The following is a 15126-nucleotide window of genomic DNA, read 5'->3' as shown; positions in this document are numbered from 1 at the left end:
TCGCTAAATTCGGCTGTTCGACAGCTTCAACCCTGCACGACGCAGGTGGCCAAGTGCGCGGCAAGCGCATCAAAGGCAATGTTCTGTTGCTCGCCCTGGCCACGCAGGGGTTTGAAACCTATCACTTGCTGGGCCAGTTCGTCATCGCCGAGGATCAGTGCATACAGCGCACCGCTCTTGTCGGCCTTCTTGAACTGGCTCTTGAAGCTGCCGGCGCCGGCATTGACCTGCAGGCGCAGGTTCGGCAGTTGGTCGCGTACTTTCTCGCTCAGGGCCAGGGCTGCCAGTTCGGCGGCCTCGCCAAAGGCGCACAGGTACACGTCCACCTGACGGGAAATTTCTTCCGGAACCTGCTCCAGGGTTTCGAGCAGCAGGATCAGCCGCTCGATGCCCATGGCAAAGCCCACGCCCGTGGTCGGCTTGCCGCCCATTTGCTCAACCAAGCCGTCGTAGCGACCACCGGCACACACGGTGCCCTGGGCGCCGAGTTTGTCGGTGACCCACTCGAAGACGGTCTTGCTGTAGTAATCGAGGCCGCGCACCAGTTTCGGGTTGATCACGTAGGGAATACCGGCCGCATCCAGACGAGCCTTGAGGCCCTCGAAATGCGTGCGCGATTCGTCGTCCAGATAGTCGGCCATTTTCGGCGCATCGACCAGTACGGCCTGGGTGTCGGCGTTCTTGGTATCCAGTACACGCAACGGGTTGGTTTTCAGACGGCGCTGGCTGTCTTCATCCAACTTGTCCAGGTGAGCGGATAGGTACTCGACCAGGGCTTCGCGATAGCGGCCCCGGGATTCGCTGGTGCCCAGGCTGTTGAGTTCAAGTTTGACCGCGTCGCGGATACCCAGTTGGCCCCACAGGCGCCAGGTCAACACGATCAGCTCGGCGTCGATGTCCGGGCCATCCAGGTTGAAGACTTCGCAGCCGATCTGGTGGAACTGGCGGTAACGACCTTTCTGCGGGCGCTCGTGGCGGAACATCGGGCCGATGTACCACAGCTTCTGGGTCTGGCCGCCACCCGTGATGCCATGCTCGAGCACGGCGCGCACGCACGCAGCGGTGCCTTCCGGACGCAGGGTCAAGGAGTCGCCGTTGCGGTCTTCAAAGGTGTACATCTCTTTTTCGACGATGTCGGTCACTTCACCGATGGAGCGCTTGAACAGCTCGGTGAATTCGACGATCGGCATGCGGATCTGCTTGTAACCGTAGTTATCCAGCAGGCGCGCGACCGTGCTCTCGAAGTAGCGCCACAACGGCGTCTGCTCCGGCAGGATGTCGTTCATGCCACGAATGGCTTGCAGAGACTTGCTCACATCTAATCCTTAAATTCGTTCTTAGCCGCGCGCGATCAGCGCTGCGTCAGCCGCGACCTTCTCGGCCGCTTTCTCGCGGATCAGTCTTTCGAGCTCATCCACCAGATTGTCATTCGTCAACTTCTGCGACGGCTTGCCGTCGATGTAAATCAGGTTCGGTGTACCGCCAGTCAGGCCGATGTGCGCCTCTTTGGCTTCACCCGGGCCGTTAACCACACAGCCAATCACCGCAACATCCAGCGGCACCAGCAAGTCTTCGAGGCGCCCTTCCAGTTCGTTCATGGTTTTCACCACGTCGAAGTTCTGCCGCGAGCAGCTCGGGCAGGCAATGAAGTTGATGCCACGGGAACGCAAATGCAGGGATTTGAGAATGTCGTAACCGACCTTCACTTCCTCTACCGGGTCCGCCGCCAGGGAGATGCGGATAGTATCGCCAATCCCTTCGGCGAGCAGCATACCGAGACCCACCGCAGATTTCACTGTGCCTGAGCGCAAACCGCCCGCTTCAGTGATACCCAGGTGCAGCGGCTGCACGATTTCCTTGGCCAGCAGGCGGTAAGCTTCTACCGCCATGAACACGTCGGAAGCCTTTACGCTGACCTTGAAGTCCTGGAAATTCAGGCGTTCAAGGTGTTCAACGTGGCGCAGCGCCGATTCAACCAGCGCGGCCGGGGTCGGTTCGCCGTATTTCTTTTGCAGGTCTTTTTCCAGGGAGCCGGCGTTGACGCCGATGCGGATCGGAATCCCGCGATCACGGGCAGCATCCACCACTGCGCGCACACGGTCTTCGCGACCAATGTTGCCTGGGTTGATGCGCAGGCAATCGACGCCCAACTCGGCAACACGCAAGGCGATTTTGTAATCGAAGTGAATGTCGGCAACCAGCGGCACCTTGACCAGCTGCTTGATGCGGCCGAAGGCTTCGGCAGCATCCATGTCCGGCACGGAAACCCGCACGATGTCCACGCCGGCCGCTTCCAGACGGTTGATCTGGGCGACGGTGGCGGCGACATCATTGGTGTCGCTGTTGGTCATGCTCTGTACCGCGATGGGGGCGTCGCCACCCACCGGCACTGAGCCGACCCAGATCTTGCGCGATACGCGACGTTTGATTGGAGATTCGCCGTGCATGACTATTGTCCCAACTTGAGGCGAGCGGTCTCGCCACTGGTGAACGGCGCTACGTCCACAGGCTGGCCGTTATAGGCCACTTGCGCGCCACGGGCAAAGCCCAGACGCAGCGTCAAAGGAGGCTTGCCGCCTTGGTCAAGCGTATCTCCCTTACGCTTCAAACCGCTGAACAGCACTTTGCCGTTGCCATCGGTGACTTGCGTCCAGCAGTCAGCGACGAAGGTAATCTGGATATGCCCGTCGCCAGCGACCAACGCAGGCGCGGCAGGCGGCGCAACGGTCGGCGCGGCCGGCGCAGTTGCCGCGGCGGTCGCTGGAGCCTGTGCGGCAGCGGCTGGGGTATGGGCCTGGGCAGTTGGCGCGGCCGGGGCCGCCGGTACGGCTGGAGTCGGCACGGCAGCAGTCGCCGCTGCAGTACCCGCTTCCGGCGCGGGCTGCTCGGCGGTGGCCGGTGCTTCTGGCGCGGCTTGCCCTTCGGCAACGGCCTGGTCTTCCGGCTCGTCCAGCGGGTGAATCTGGGTGGTGCCGTCGGCGCTTTCGACTTCGACGTGCTCCATGGCGTTGCTGGTCAGGTCCTTGCTGCGCTGGGAGGTCTGGTCTTGCCACCAGACGAAACCGCCGCCGATCACGGCAATCAGCAGCAACAGGCTGACAATTCGCAAAATCGTGTGGGAAACCCGCACCGGCTCTTCGATGCGACCCAGGCCATGCACATTGCTGCCCTGAGAGTCGGTGCCGGTAAATTGGTCGAATTCCTGGACCAGCACGGTCTGGTCAATGCCCAGCAACTTGGCATAAGCGCGGATATAGCCGCGGGCGAAGGTATGCCCAGGCAGCTTGTCGAACGCGCCGGCTTCCAGGTTGCCCAGGGAAGTCGTGGTCAAATTGAGCTTGAGGGCCACTTCTGCCAGCGACCAACCATTGCTTTCGCGGGCCTGACGCAAGGTCTCGCCTGGGTTTACGCGATTAGCTGCTACAACTTCCGGGTGCGCCGCTTTCATCATTGCTCCGACAGGTATTGCTGATATTCCGGCGTACCGGGATAGAGTCGTTCGAGTTGCTGGCCAAAACGTGCGGCGGTGTCGCGTTCATCATGAACCGTCGCCAGCCGCAAACCGAGCAATAGACTACGTGCATTTTGCCCGCTGAGCAGGCTAAAACGCTCGTAATAGTCACGTGCCGGCACATAATGCCTGTCTTCGTAAGACAACTCAGCCATTTCGAGCAACGCGCGTGGCTGACGACTGTTCAAATGCAGGGCTTTTTCCAGCTGCTGGCGCGCGCTGTCGCGCTGGCCGAGGCGCATCGAGGTGACCCCAAGGTTCTCGAACACCCGCGACCGCTCCGGGTAGAGGGCGTCAGCAGCGGCTTGTTGGAAATAACGGGAAGCCTGGTCATAACGTTTCTGCTCGAACAGGAAGCTGCCGTAATTGTTCAGCAGCCGAGGGTCGGCAGGACGCGAGGCCAAGGCCTTGTGGAAATATTGATCGGCCAACTCAGGCTCGGCCTGGGCCTGGAACACCAAAGCCAGCGCGGCATTCGCGTCGGCATCGTCGCTGTCCAGCTCGAGGGCCTTTTTCAACGGCACCTTGGCCTGCTCGCTCATGCCTTGTCGCAAATAACCCAAACCCAGTTGCACATAGGCAACTCGCGCCTCGTCACGGCCTTTACCCGTCTGCAACGGGCTGTCATGGCCCGATGAAACACAACCGGCCGCGAGGCCGGTAACTAGCAAAAGCAGCGCAAGGCGCAAGGGCATAGAGATCCTCTCTCAGATTCGATTCACAGCAATTTGCGGCAAATCTTCGGCGGCGTTAAGTTCGCGCACGGCGATATAACGTTCGCTACGGCGGGTGCGGTCCATCACCTGCCCTACCAATTGGCCACAGGCGGCGTCGATGTCTTCACCACGAGTGGTGCGTACGGTGACGTTGTAGCCGGCCTGGTGCAGTTGATCCTGGAAACGGCGGATAGCATTGTTGCTCGGCCGCTCGTAGCCAGAATGTGGAAACGGGTTAAACGGAATCAGGTTGATCTTGCACGGGGTGTTCTTGAGCAACTCGATCATCTCGACGGCGTGCTCAACCTTGTCGTTGATGTCCTTGAGCATGGTGTACTCAATGGTCAGCACACGCTTCTCGCCCAAGGTTGCCATGTAACGTTGGCAAGATTCGAGCAGCATCTTAAGCGGATACTTCTTGTTGATCGGCACCAATTGGTTACGCAATGCGTCATTGGGTGCGTGCAGCGACAACGCCAGAGAGACGTCGATGTGCTTGGCCAGCTCATCGATCATCGGCACCACGCCCGAGGTCGACAGGGTCACACGGCGCTTGGAAATGCCGTAGCCCAAGTCGTCCATCATCAAATGCATGGCCGCAATAACGTTGTCGAAGTTCAGCAGCGGCTCACCCATGCCCATCATCACCACGTTGGTGATGGCACGGTCGACGGTTGCCGGGACGCTGCCAAAGGATTTGTTGGCAATCCACACCTGGCCGATGACTTCGGCGGCGGTGAGGTTGCTATTGAAGCCTTGCTTGCCGGTGGAGCAGAAACTGCAGTCCAGGGCACAGCCTGCCTGGGACGAAACGCACAACGTGCCGCGCTTGCCCTGGGGAATGTAGACGGTCTCGACGCAGCTGCCGGACGCCACGCGCACCACCCACTTACGGGTGCCGTCGCTGGAGATGTCCTCGCTGACCACTTCGGGACCACGGACCTCAGCAATGGCCTTGAGCTTGTCGCGCAGGGCCTTGCTGACGTTCGTCATGGCGTCGAAATCGTCGACGCCAAAGTGGTGAATCCACTTCATTACCTGACCGGCACGGAAACGCTTCTCCCCGATTGAGTCGAAGAATTTCTCCATTTCCGGCTGAGTCAGACCCAGCAGGTTGGTTTTAACAGTCGATGTAGTCATGGATTCACCCTCACTCTTTAAGCCGATGCTTAGCGAGCGGTTACTTCAGTAGCAGCGAAAAAGTACGAGATTTCGCGAGCAGCAGCGGCTTCGGAGTCCGAACCGTGAACAGCGTTGGCGTCGATGGACTCAGCGAAGTCAGCACGGATGGTGCCGGCAGCAGCTTCTTTAGGGTTGGTAGCGCCCATCAGCTCACGGTTCAGAGCGATAGCGTTTTCGCCTTCCAGAACCTGAACAACAACAGGACCGGAGATCATGAAGGCAACCAGGTCGCCGAAGAAACCACGAGCGCTGTGCTCAGCGTAGAAGCCTTCAGCTTCAGCTTTGGACAGTTGCTTGAGTTTCGAAGCTACAACCTTCAGGCCGGCTTTTTCGAAACGAGTGGTGATCTCGCCGATGACGTTTTTTGCAACAGCGTCAGGCTTGATGATGGAGAAAGTACGTTGAACAGCCATGGTGTAACTCCAGAAACGGTAATTTACGAAAAATTAAACCCGCGAATTATACGCGGGTTATTGGGTATTGCCTAACTGCGTAATAAGGCGGCTCAGTCTGCTTCTTCGATCCACAGGCCTTGAATCGCCTCCAGAACCTTTTCGCCACCCCGGTCGGGGATGTCGTCAAAGTCCGGCAGCTCCATCACCAGATTGCGCAGCTTGACGAAGTTGACCGTCAGAGGATTGACCTCAGGGTGGGCTTCAGCAAGTTGTATAGCGATTTCTTGTACATCAACCCATTTCAGGCTCATGACATTTCCTTGAATCAATGCGGTGCTTCGGCCGCATGGTTGAGGGAATATTTCGGAATTTCGACGGTGATGTCTTCAGTCCCAACCTTTGCCTGACAGCTTAGGCGAGAAGTCGCTTCAAGGCCCCACGCGCGGTCCAGAAAGTCTTCTTCCAGCTCATCCGCTTCTTCAAGCGAGTTGAAACCCTCGCGAATCACGCAGTGGCAGGTGGTGCAGGCGCAAACACCGCCGCAGGCACTCTCGATCTCGATGTGGTTGTCATGGGCAACTTCGAGGATGGACTTGCCGGTCTCAGCCTCCACGACCATACCGTCCGGGCAATGCTCGGCGTGTGGCAGAAAAATGACCTGCGGCATTAATTATTCCTCGATTTCATTCAGGTTGCGCCCGGCCAGTGCGGCTTTCACCGTCTGATCCATGCGGCGGGCGGCAAAGGCATCAGTCACCTGCGACAGGCGCTTGGTCTGCTGCTCGATGGCGTAACCATCGTTGCCTTTCATCAGTTCGGCCAGCTCCTGCATCTGCAGGTCGATGACCATGCGCTCTTCGGCGTCCAACAGGCGCTCGCCATCGGCATCGAGAGCGCCTTGCACGGCCTCAAGCAGGCGTTGCGCATCGACTTGCTGCTCACGCAGTACACGGGCGACTTTGTCGTCACCGGCGTACTGGAACGAGTCCTTGAGCATTTTGGCGATTTCGCCGTCGGTCAGGCCGTAGGACGGCTTGACCTGGATGCTGGCTTCTACGCCTGAGCCCAGCTCACGCGCAGCCACGCTGAGCAGACCATCGGCGTCAACCTGGAAGGTCACGCGGATTTTCGCTGCACCGGCCACCATCGCCGGAATGCCGCGCAATTCAAAGCGCGCCAGGGAACGGCAGTCGCTGATCAGCTCGCGCTCACCTTGCAGCACATGAATCATCATGGCCGTCTGGCCATCTTTATAGGTGGTGAAGTCTTGGGCGCGGGCAACGGGGATGGTGGTGTTGCGTGGAATCACCTTCTCCATCAGGCCGCCCATGGTTTCCAGCCCCAGGGACAACGGGATCACGTCGAGCAGCAGCAATTCGCCACCGTCGCGCTTGTTGCCGGCCAGGGTATCGGCCTGGATTGCAGCACCGATGGCGACGACTTGATCCGGATCGATTTCAGTCAGCGGCTGGCGACCAAATGCTTCAGCAACGGCTTCGCGCACACGCGGCACACGGGTCGAACCGCCGACCATGACCACGGCAGCCACGTCTTCCAGTTCAACGCCGGAATCCCGCACAGCACGGCGACAGGCTTTAAGGCTGCGAGCGACCATTGGCTCGATCAGCGCGTCGAAGGCTTCGCGCGTCAACTGAGCCGACCAGGAACCGTAGGAAACATCGACAGAACTGGCGTCAGTCAGCGCTTCTTTGGCCGCACAGGCGGTTTGCAGCAAATGCCGCTGCTCGCCCGGGTCCAGGTCGGCGGACAAACCGGCGCTGGTGATGATCCAGCCGGCAATGGCGTGATCGAAGTCATCGCCGCCCAGGGCGGTATCGCCACCAGTGGCCAGCACTTCGAACACACCGCCGGTCAGGCGCAGGATCGAAATATCAAAGGTGCCGCCGCCCAGGTCGTAAATCGCAACCAGGCCTTCGGCGTGCTGATCCAGGCCATAGGCCACAGCGGCCGCCGTCGGCTCATTGAGCAGGCGAAGCACGTTCAGACCGGCGAGCTTCGCCGCGTCCTTGGTGGCTTGGCGCTGAGCATCGTCAAAATACGCAGGCACGGTAATCACCGCGCCGACCAGTTCGCCGCCCAAGGTGGTTTCCGCGCGCTGGCGCAGCACCTTGAGGATATCGGCCGACACTTCCACCGGGCTTTTGGGGCCCTGGACGGTGTCGATGAATGGCATATGCGATTCGCCGCCGACAAAGCGATACGGCAGCTGGTCACCCAATTGCTTGACGTCGGACAGACCACGACCCATCAAGCGCTTCACCGACAGCACAGTGTTCAAAGGATCGGAGGACGCCGCCAGCTTGGCCGACTCACCAACTTCAATATGGTCAGCGTGATAGCGCACGGCCGACGGCAGGATAACCTGGCCATCGGCGTCGGGCAGCGGCTCGGACAGGCCGCTGCGCAAGGCGGCGACCAGGGAATTGGTGGTGCCCAGGTCAATCCCGACCGCCAGGCGACGCTGGTGCGGTTGAGGGCTTTGGCCGGGTTCGGCGATCTGCAGTAGGGCCATGGTAATCAGGTCTTATCTGTCTATCAGGCGTGCACGGGCAGCACTGGGTTAATCGTCGAGGCGCTCTTCTAGCTGGCGCACTTCGTAGGTGAGCTTGTCGAGGAACTGCATGCGCCGCATCAGGCGTTCGGCCTGTTCACGTTGCGCTGCATCATCCCAACAGGCTGCGAAGCTTTCGTTGAGCTCATCCTGGGCCATTTTCAGACGGCGCTTGAAGACTGCGACACCGGCCACATCGGCTTCGTCCTGCAAATCTTCGAGTTCTTCGCGCCACTGCATCTGCTGCATCAGGAAGTCCGGGTCGTGCACCGTGACTTCAATCGGCAACTCGCCACCGTTCATCGCGAGCAGGTAACGCGCGCGTTTCGGGGGGCTTTTAAGCGTCTGATAGGCTTCATTGAGGCTGGCCGACTTCTCCAGCGCCAGGCGTTGCTCACGCTCGGAAGCGTCAGCGAAGCGGTCCGGATGCACGCCACGCGCCAGTTCTCGGTAGCGCGTGGCAAGCTGCTCGAGGTCCAGCCGAAAGCTCGGCTGCAGCTCGAATAAAGCGAAATGACAAGGAGTACCCACAGATAGCCTCAGATGTTGAAGCTTTCGCCGCAGCCACATTCACCGCGTACGTTTGGGTTGTTGAACTTGAAGCCTTCGTTCAACCCTTCCTTGACGAAATCGAGCTCGGTGCCGTCCAGGTAGGTAAGGCTTTTAGGGTCGATGATCACTTTCTCGCCGTGACTTTCGAACACCTGATCCTCTTCGACCACCTCGTCGACAAACTCCAGCACGTAGGCAAGGCCGGAACAGCCCGTGGTGCGAACACCCAGACGAATCCCCTCACCTTTACCGCGCCCATTCAGGGAGCGGCGAATGTGCTGCGCAGCCGCTTCTGTCATGCTGATAGCCATCGTTGACTCCTTACTCGTCGCCAAATGCTTAGATCAAGCCTTTCTTCTGCTTGTAGTCGCGAACGGCCGCCTTGATGGCGTCTTCTGCGAGTACGGAGCAGTGAATTTTCACTGGCGGCAGGGCCAGTTCTTCGGCCAGCTGGGTGTTGCTGATGGTGACAGCCTCATCCAGGGTCTTGCCTTTCATCCACTCGGTGGCGAGGGAGCTTGAGGCAATGGCGGAACCGCAGCCGTAGGTCTTGAACTTGGCGTCTTCGATAACGCCAGCGTCGTTGACCTTGATCTGCAGGCGCATAACGTCGCCGCACGCCGGAGCGCCGACCATGCCAGTGCCGACATCAGGGTCTTCCGCGTTCATCTTGCCGACGTTGCGCGGGTTTTCGTAGTGGTCGATGACCTTTTCGCTGTAAGCCATGGTACTGAATCCTCACTCATCAGGGCCGCTCTGGAACCCTGTAAAAACGCCTGCGTTTTCCGCCACGTTCCTACAGAGCTTGGGTGGCGGCTTCTATATTTAGTGTGCCGCCCACTCGATCTTGGAAATGTCGACACCGTCTTTGTACATGTCCCACAGCGGCGACAGAACGCGCAGCTTGTTGACGGCTTCGCAGACTTTCTGCGCGGCGTAGTCGACTTGCTCTTCGGTGGTGAAACGGCCGAACGTAAAGCGGATCGAGCTGTGTGCCAGTTCGTCGTTGCGGCCCAGGGCGCGCAGCACGTACGAAGGCTCAAGCGAGGCCGAGGTGCAGGCCGAACCGGACGAAACCGCCAGGTCCTTGAGCGCCATGATCAGCGACTCGCCTTCGACGTAGTTGAAGCTCAAATTCAGGTTGTGCGGTACACGGGCGGTCATGCTGCCGTTGATGTACAGCTCTTCAAGGTTCTCGACCTGCTTGTAGAAGCGATCACTGAGCGCCTTGATGCGCACGTTTTCGGCAGCCATGTCTTCTTTGGCTACACGAAAGGCTTCACCCATGCCGACGATCTGATGGGTCGCCAGGGTGCCGGAACGCATGCCGCGCTCGTGACCGCCGCCGTGCATGGTGGCTTCGATACGCACGCGAGGCTTGCGGCTCACGTACAGCGCGCCGATACCTTTAGGACCGTAAGTCTTGTGGGCGGAGAACGACATCAGGTCGACTTTCAGTTTCGACAGGTCGATGTCGACCTTGCCGGTGGACTGAGCCGCGTCGACATGCAGCAGGATGCCCTTGGAACGGGTCAGCTCGCCGATGGCCGCGATGTCGTTGATGGTGCCGATTTCGTTGTTCACGTGGATCACGGAAACCAGGATGGTGTCTTCACGCAGCGCGGCTTCGATCATGGCCGGGGTGACGATGCCGTCGGTGGTTGGCTCGAGGTAGGTGACCTCAAAACCTTCACGCTCCAGTTGGCGCATGGTGTCGAGGACAGCCTTGTGCTCAATCTTGGTGGTGATCAGGTGTTTGCCTTTGGTCGCGTAGAAATGCGCCGCGCCCTTGATTGCCAGGTTGTCGGACTCGGTAGCACCAGAGGTCCAGACAATTTCGCGTGGGTCGGCGCCCACCAGGTCAGCCACCTGGCGACGAGCGTTCTCGACCGCTTCCTCGGCTTTCCAGCCGAACACGTGGGAACGGGAGGCCGGGTTGCCGAAGTTTCCGTCAACCAGCAGGCATTCGCTCATCTTTTGCGCGACCCGCGGATCAACCGGGGTGGTCGCTGAGTAATCAAGGTAAATCGGCAATTTCATGGACTTTCTCCTAAATCAGGCTGGCTGGCGTGCCGTTAGCTCTGCGGCTGTCACTCGACGGCGGACGCTTCGATCTTGTCCAGACGCGGCGCCTTGGTGTTACAACGGCGCTGGTCCTGACGCTGGGCTACTTCTTGCACCTCACGGCGAGTCACAAGATCAGCCAAGCTGATACCACTCAAAAACTCATGGATCTGCAGGCTCAAGTCACACCACAAGTGGTGCGTCAGGCAGGTGTCGCCGGCGTGGCAATCACCCAAACCCTGGCATTTGGTGGCATCGACGGATTCGTTGACCGCGTCGATCACCTGGGCTACCTGAATGCCCTGCATGTCGCGGGACAGTTGGTAGCCGCCACCCGGCCCACGTACGCTGGAAACCAAGTTGCTACGGCGCAATTTGGCAAACAGCTGTTCGAGGTAGGACAGGGAAATGCCTTGGCGCTCGGAGATATCGGCCAGGGACACCGGCCCAGTTTGCGCGTGCAAGGCCAGGTCAAGCATGGCGGTTACCGCGTATCGGCCTTTTGTAGTCAGTCTCATGGACAAGTACCAAGGTGTTTCAGAATGGGAGCAAGTATGCGATTCCCGAGTATTTAAGTCAACTATAAGACCTAGTACTTTAGTCAGGATTACCCGTAAAAAGGGCGCGCGAATCATAGCAGGATGGGGCGGGATCGAACAGCGGGAACGGGGCCAAAGCCTCACGCCAAGACCAATGGAGATCAGATGTGGGAGCTGGCTTGCCTGCGAAAGCGGTGGATCAGTACGAAAGGGTGGCTGGCAGACCGCTATCGCAGGCAAGCCAGCTCCCACAGGAGATTTTTACCGACCTTAAGACTCAGCCAGCCTTGGTGGCGGCCTCGCTCTTGATCTCGGCAAAGTCTTCTTCGCGCAGCTCAGGCAGATCTTTCGCACAATAGTTGCTGCCCAACTCCTTCAACGCGCCGCACATGCCGTCCAGCTTGCCGTCGACTGCCTGCAAGTGGTCTAGCAATTGCCCGATAGCACGCGCCACGGGGTCAGGCATGTCTTCGCTGACGCCGTAGGCATCAAAGCCGATTTTCTCAGCCATGGCCTTGCGCTTGGCTTCCTGCTCATCGCCGACTTCCGGTTTGACGATGATCCGCCCCGGAATGCCCACGACGGTGGCGCCAGGCGGTACGGCCTTGGTCACCACGGCGTTGGAGCCTACTTTGGCACCGGCACCCACCGTAAAGGGGCCGAGCACCTTGGCGCCCGCCCCTACCACCACGCCATCACCCAGAGTCGGGTGGCGCTTGCCTTTATTCCAGGTGGTACCGCCCAGGGTCACGCCTTGATACAAGGTCACGTCATCACCGATTTCGGCGGTCTCGCCAATCACAATGCCCATGCCATGGTCGATAAAGAAGCGACGCCCCACCTTGGCGCCCGGGTGAATCTCGATCCCGGTCAACCAGCGGCCGAAGTTCGACACCACGCGCGCCAGCCATTTCCAGCCCATGCCCCACAACGCGCCGGACAGGCGGTGAATCCAGATCGCGTGCATGCCCGGGTAGCAGGTCAGCACTTCAAAGGCGTTGCGCGCCGCCGGGTCACGGTGGAAAACACTCTGGATATCTTCTCGCAAACGCTCGAACATTTTTAATCCTTCCGCTTAAGCAGCTCGCCACGGGCCGCTTTCTGGGTTTCCGTGAGGATGCCACGCAATATATTCATCTCTGCTCGGCTGACCGAGCTGCGTCCGTACAAGCGACGCAGGCGTGCCATCAAGTGCCGTGGTTTTTCCGGATCGAGAAATTCGATGGCCACCAGGGTTTGCTCCAGGTGCTCATAGAATCGCTCCAGCTCGTCCATCGTGGCCAGTTCGCCACTCTTGGTCGATGCAACTTCATCCTTTTCTATCTTGCTCGGCTGACCTTCAGCAGCCAGCCAGGCCATGCGCACTTCATAACTCAATACCTGCACCGCCGCCCCGAGGTTCAGCGAACTGAATTCAGGGTCTGATGGAATGTGCACGTGGTAATGACATCGCTGCAGCTCGTCATTGGTGAGGCCGGAGTCTTCACGGCCGAATACCAAAGCGATTTCTGCGCCGCCGGCAGCTTCCTCCACTACCTTGGTGCCGCACTCGCGCGGATCCAGCAGTGGCCAGGGGATGCGACGGTCGCGGGCGCTGGTGCCGAGCACCAGGTTGCAGCCGACCAAAGCGTCTTCCAAGGTAGCGACAACCTGGGCTTTTTCCAGGATGTCGTTGGCGCCGGATGCACGGGCATCGGCCTCGTGGTGCGGGAACACGCGCGGCTCGACCAGCACCAGGCGCGTCAGCCCCATGTTTTTCATGGCTCGCGCCACCCCGCCGATGTTGCCGGGATGACTGGTATTGACCAAAACGACACGAATGTTTTGCAGCAAGGGAGGCGCTCTCGGACACGGGAAAGGGGAGCAAATCTTACAGAACAGCCTAAGGTTATGCCATGAAAGCTAACGTCGTCCTTCACCTGAAGAAAGTTTCTGCTAGAATGCCCGGCTTTCTTTAACAACCTTAGGTGACACATCCATGCAGCCCATGCTGAATATCGCGCTGCGCGCCGCCCGCAGCGCCAGTGAATTGATCTTCCGCTCCATCGAGCGCCTGGATACCATCAAGGTCGACGAAAAAGACGCCAAGGATTATGTGTCCGAGGTGGATCGCGCCGCCGAACAGAAAATCATCGACGCGCTGCGCAAGGCCTACCCTACCCACGGCATCCTCGGCGAAGAAACCGGTTTGCACAAAGGCAGCGGCGAAGGCGAAGACTACCTGTGGATCATCGACCCACTGGATGGCACCACCAACTTCCTGCGCGGCATTCCTCACTTTGCGGTGAGCATTGCCTGCAAATACCGCGGCCGCCTGGAACACGCAGTGGTTCTGGACCCGGTTCGCCAGGAAGAATTCACCGCCAGCCGTGGCCGTGGCGCCCAGTTGAATGGTCGTCGCCTGCGTGTCAGCGGTCGCACCAGCCTGGACGGCGCCCTGCTGGGCACGGGCTTCCCGTTCCGTGACGACCAGATGGACAACCTGGAAAACTACCTGGGCATGTTCCGCGCCCTGGTTGGCCAGACCGCCGGTATCCGTCGCGCTGGCGCAGCCAGCCTGGACCTGGCTTATGTGGCTGCCGGCCGTTTTGACGCGTTCTGGGAGTCGGGCCTGTCCGAGTGGGACATGGCCGCAGGCGCCCTGCTGATTCAAGAGGCTGGCGGTTTGGTGAGCGACTTCACCGGCGGTCACGACTTCCTTGAGAAAGGCCACGTTGTTGCTGGCAACACCAAATGCTTCAAGGCAGTACTGACGGCGATCCAGCCGCACCTGCCGGCTTCGCTGAAGCGCTAAGCGAGCGAGCACAAAAAAGCACCCCGAGGGGTGCTTTTTTTATGCCTGGCATTTGGGTGATACGGCAATTCCAGCGTCAACCCATACCCAATGTGGGAGCGGGCTTGCTCGCGAAAGCGGTAGCCAGTCAATAAATCTGTTGATTGACACTCCGCGTTCGCGAGCAAGCCCGCTCCCACATTTTGACCCGCGCCCGGCCTGGAATTACTGCTGGTTTTGACCCAAGACCAAACGACCTTCTTTATCCACTGGAATCTGACCACCCGGATCACGGTCCATCCGCACCGAACCTTCCTTGCCATCCAGGGTGTACCGCACGTCATAGCCGACAACCTTGTCGCTGATGTCGTTGACGGTGTTACACCGGGTTTGCGTGGTGGTGTAGGTATCGCGGTTCTGCATGCCTTCCTGAACCTTGTTACCGGCGTAACCACCACCCACCGCACCGGCTACAGTCGCCAGCTTCTTGCCATTACCGCCACCGACCTGGTTGCCCAACAGGCCACCGGCCAGCGCACCCACCACAGTGCCGACGATTTGATGCTGATCCTGCACCGGCTTCTGCCGGGTTACGGCGACGTCCTTGCAGACCTCGCGCGGGGTTTTAATCTGGGTTTTCACCGGCTGCACCGCCAGCACTTGCGCATACTCAGGGCCGCTTTTTACCAGGCTGTAGGTGGCAACAGCACCCCCGGCAGTCACACCGACAGCACCCAATACCGCACCAACCAGCAACGACTTGTTCACGTGAACCTCCTGACCATCACAAGCGGACCGAAACGTCCGCGCTATACCCAGCCT

18 protein-coding genes are annotated in these 15126 nt (G+C 59.6%); 1 reads left to right on the top strand and 17 read right to left on the bottom strand.

What is annotated here, in order from left to right:
- Nucleotides 1-26: 26 nt before the first annotated feature.
- The 16 genes from hisS to trmJ form a co-directional block, all read right to left on the bottom strand.
- Nucleotides 27-1316 carry a histidine--tRNA ligase gene (gene hisS / locus ACM530_RS15590; protein WP_106578273.1) on the bottom strand — a complete coding sequence of 430 codons (1290 nt, stop codon included), beginning with the start codon at nucleotides 1314-1316 and terminating at the stop codon, nucleotides 27-29.
- Nucleotides 1317-1337: 21 nt separating this feature from the next.
- Entirely contained in the window at nucleotides 1338-2447 is a 1110-nt protein-coding gene (gene ispG, locus ACM530_RS15585; RefSeq protein ID WP_025859271.1) for a flavodoxin-dependent (E)-4-hydroxy-3-methylbut-2-enyl-diphosphate synthase, read from the bottom strand.
- A gap of 2 nt (nucleotides 2448-2449) precedes the next feature.
- Nucleotides 2450-3448: a RodZ domain-containing protein gene (locus tag ACM530_RS15580; protein WP_416362633.1), complete on the bottom strand. Its 999-nt coding sequence runs from the start codon at nucleotides 3446-3448 to the stop codon at nucleotides 2450-2452.
- Complete coding sequence (gene pilW, locus ACM530_RS15575; RefSeq protein ID WP_416362632.1) at nucleotides 3448-4206, bottom strand: type IV pilus biogenesis/stability protein PilW; 759 nt, start codon at nucleotides 4204-4206, stop codon at nucleotides 3448-3450. The genes ACM530_RS15580 and pilW overlap by 1 nt, the downstream gene beginning before the upstream one ends.
- Before the next feature lie 12 nt (nucleotides 4207-4218).
- Nucleotides 4219-5367 carry a 23S rRNA (adenine(2503)-C(2))-methyltransferase RlmN gene (gene rlmN, locus ACM530_RS15570; protein ID WP_005791178.1) on the bottom strand — a complete coding sequence of 383 codons (1149 nt, stop codon included), beginning with the start codon at nucleotides 5365-5367 and terminating at the stop codon, nucleotides 4219-4221.
- 29 nt (nucleotides 5368-5396) lie between these two features.
- Nucleotides 5397-5822, bottom strand: coding sequence for a nucleoside-diphosphate kinase (gene ndk / locus ACM530_RS15565; RefSeq protein WP_003175956.1), 426 nt, complete (start codon nucleotides 5820-5822; stop codon nucleotides 5397-5399).
- A 92-nt stretch (nucleotides 5823-5914) separates the two neighbouring features.
- Nucleotides 5915-6115, bottom strand: coding sequence for a Fe-S cluster assembly protein IscX (gene iscX, locus ACM530_RS15560; RefSeq protein ID WP_003238461.1), 201 nt, complete (start codon nucleotides 6113-6115; stop codon nucleotides 5915-5917).
- Between the two features lie 14 nt (nucleotides 6116-6129).
- A complete protein-coding gene (gene fdx, locus ACM530_RS15555; protein WP_015885743.1) occupies nucleotides 6130-6471 on the bottom strand; it encodes an ISC system 2Fe-2S type ferredoxin in 342 nt (113 codons plus the stop codon).
- A gap of 3 nt (nucleotides 6472-6474) precedes the next feature.
- Nucleotides 6475-8337: a Fe-S protein assembly chaperone HscA gene (hscA, locus tag ACM530_RS15550; RefSeq protein WP_416362631.1), complete on the bottom strand. Its 1863-nt coding sequence runs from the start codon at nucleotides 8335-8337 to the stop codon at nucleotides 6475-6477.
- A gap of 48 nt (nucleotides 8338-8385) precedes the next feature.
- Complete coding sequence (gene hscB, locus ACM530_RS15545; protein WP_242199880.1) at nucleotides 8386-8907, bottom strand: co-chaperone HscB; 522 nt, start codon at nucleotides 8905-8907, stop codon at nucleotides 8386-8388.
- An 8-nt stretch (nucleotides 8908-8915) separates the two neighbouring features.
- Nucleotides 8916-9239, bottom strand: coding sequence for an iron-sulfur cluster assembly protein IscA (gene iscA / locus ACM530_RS15540; protein ID WP_003209680.1), 324 nt, complete (start codon nucleotides 9237-9239; stop codon nucleotides 8916-8918).
- 28 nt (nucleotides 9240-9267) lie between these two features.
- The gene (gene iscU / locus ACM530_RS15535) at nucleotides 9268-9654 is read right to left on the bottom strand and encodes a Fe-S cluster assembly scaffold IscU (RefSeq protein ID WP_003175965.1); all 387 of its coding nucleotides are present in this window, start codon (nucleotides 9652-9654) and stop codon (nucleotides 9268-9270) included.
- Between the two features lie 99 nt (nucleotides 9655-9753).
- Nucleotides 9754-10968 (bottom strand): IscS subfamily cysteine desulfurase, encoded by a 1215-nt coding sequence (locus tag ACM530_RS15530; protein WP_017530022.1) that lies wholly within the window; start codon nucleotides 10966-10968, stop codon nucleotides 9754-9756.
- Nucleotides 10969-11018: 50 nt separating this feature from the next.
- Nucleotides 11019-11510: a Fe-S cluster assembly transcriptional regulator IscR gene (gene iscR, locus ACM530_RS15525; RefSeq protein WP_003194020.1), complete on the bottom strand. Its 492-nt coding sequence runs from the start codon at nucleotides 11508-11510 to the stop codon at nucleotides 11019-11021.
- A 298-nt stretch (nucleotides 11511-11808) separates the two neighbouring features.
- Complete coding sequence (gene cysE, locus ACM530_RS15520; protein WP_242199879.1) at nucleotides 11809-12591, bottom strand: serine O-acetyltransferase; 783 nt, start codon at nucleotides 12589-12591, stop codon at nucleotides 11809-11811.
- Between the two features lie 2 nt (nucleotides 12592-12593).
- Nucleotides 12594-13364, bottom strand: a complete 771-nt coding sequence (trmJ, locus tag ACM530_RS15515; protein ID WP_416362630.1) for a tRNA (cytosine(32)/uridine(32)-2'-O)-methyltransferase TrmJ — start codon at nucleotides 13362-13364, stop codon at nucleotides 12594-12596.
- Nucleotides 13365-13509: 145 nt separating this feature from the next.
- On the opposite strand from trmJ, the gene suhB reads away from it, so the two are divergent.
- Complete coding sequence (suhB, locus tag ACM530_RS15510) at nucleotides 13510-14325, top strand: inositol-phosphate phosphatase (protein WP_003175971.1); 816 nt, start codon at nucleotides 13510-13512, stop codon at nucleotides 14323-14325.
- Between the two features lie 204 nt (nucleotides 14326-14529).
- Here suhB and ACM530_RS15505 read toward each other — a convergent pair whose 3' ends face one another.
- Nucleotides 14530-15072, bottom strand: coding sequence for a glycine zipper 2TM domain-containing protein (locus ACM530_RS15505; RefSeq protein ID WP_015885750.1), 543 nt, complete (start codon nucleotides 15070-15072; stop codon nucleotides 14530-14532).
- Between the last annotated feature and the right edge of the window lie 54 nt (nucleotides 15073-15126).

The sequence above is a fragment of the Pseudomonas sp. NFX183 genome (assembly GCF_047943075.1).
GTDB lineage: Bacteria > Pseudomonadota > Gammaproteobacteria > Pseudomonadales > Pseudomonadaceae > Aquipseudomonas.
The sequence above is the reverse complement of the archived record's forward strand: the minus strand, read 5'-3'. Positions and strand labels throughout refer to the sequence as shown.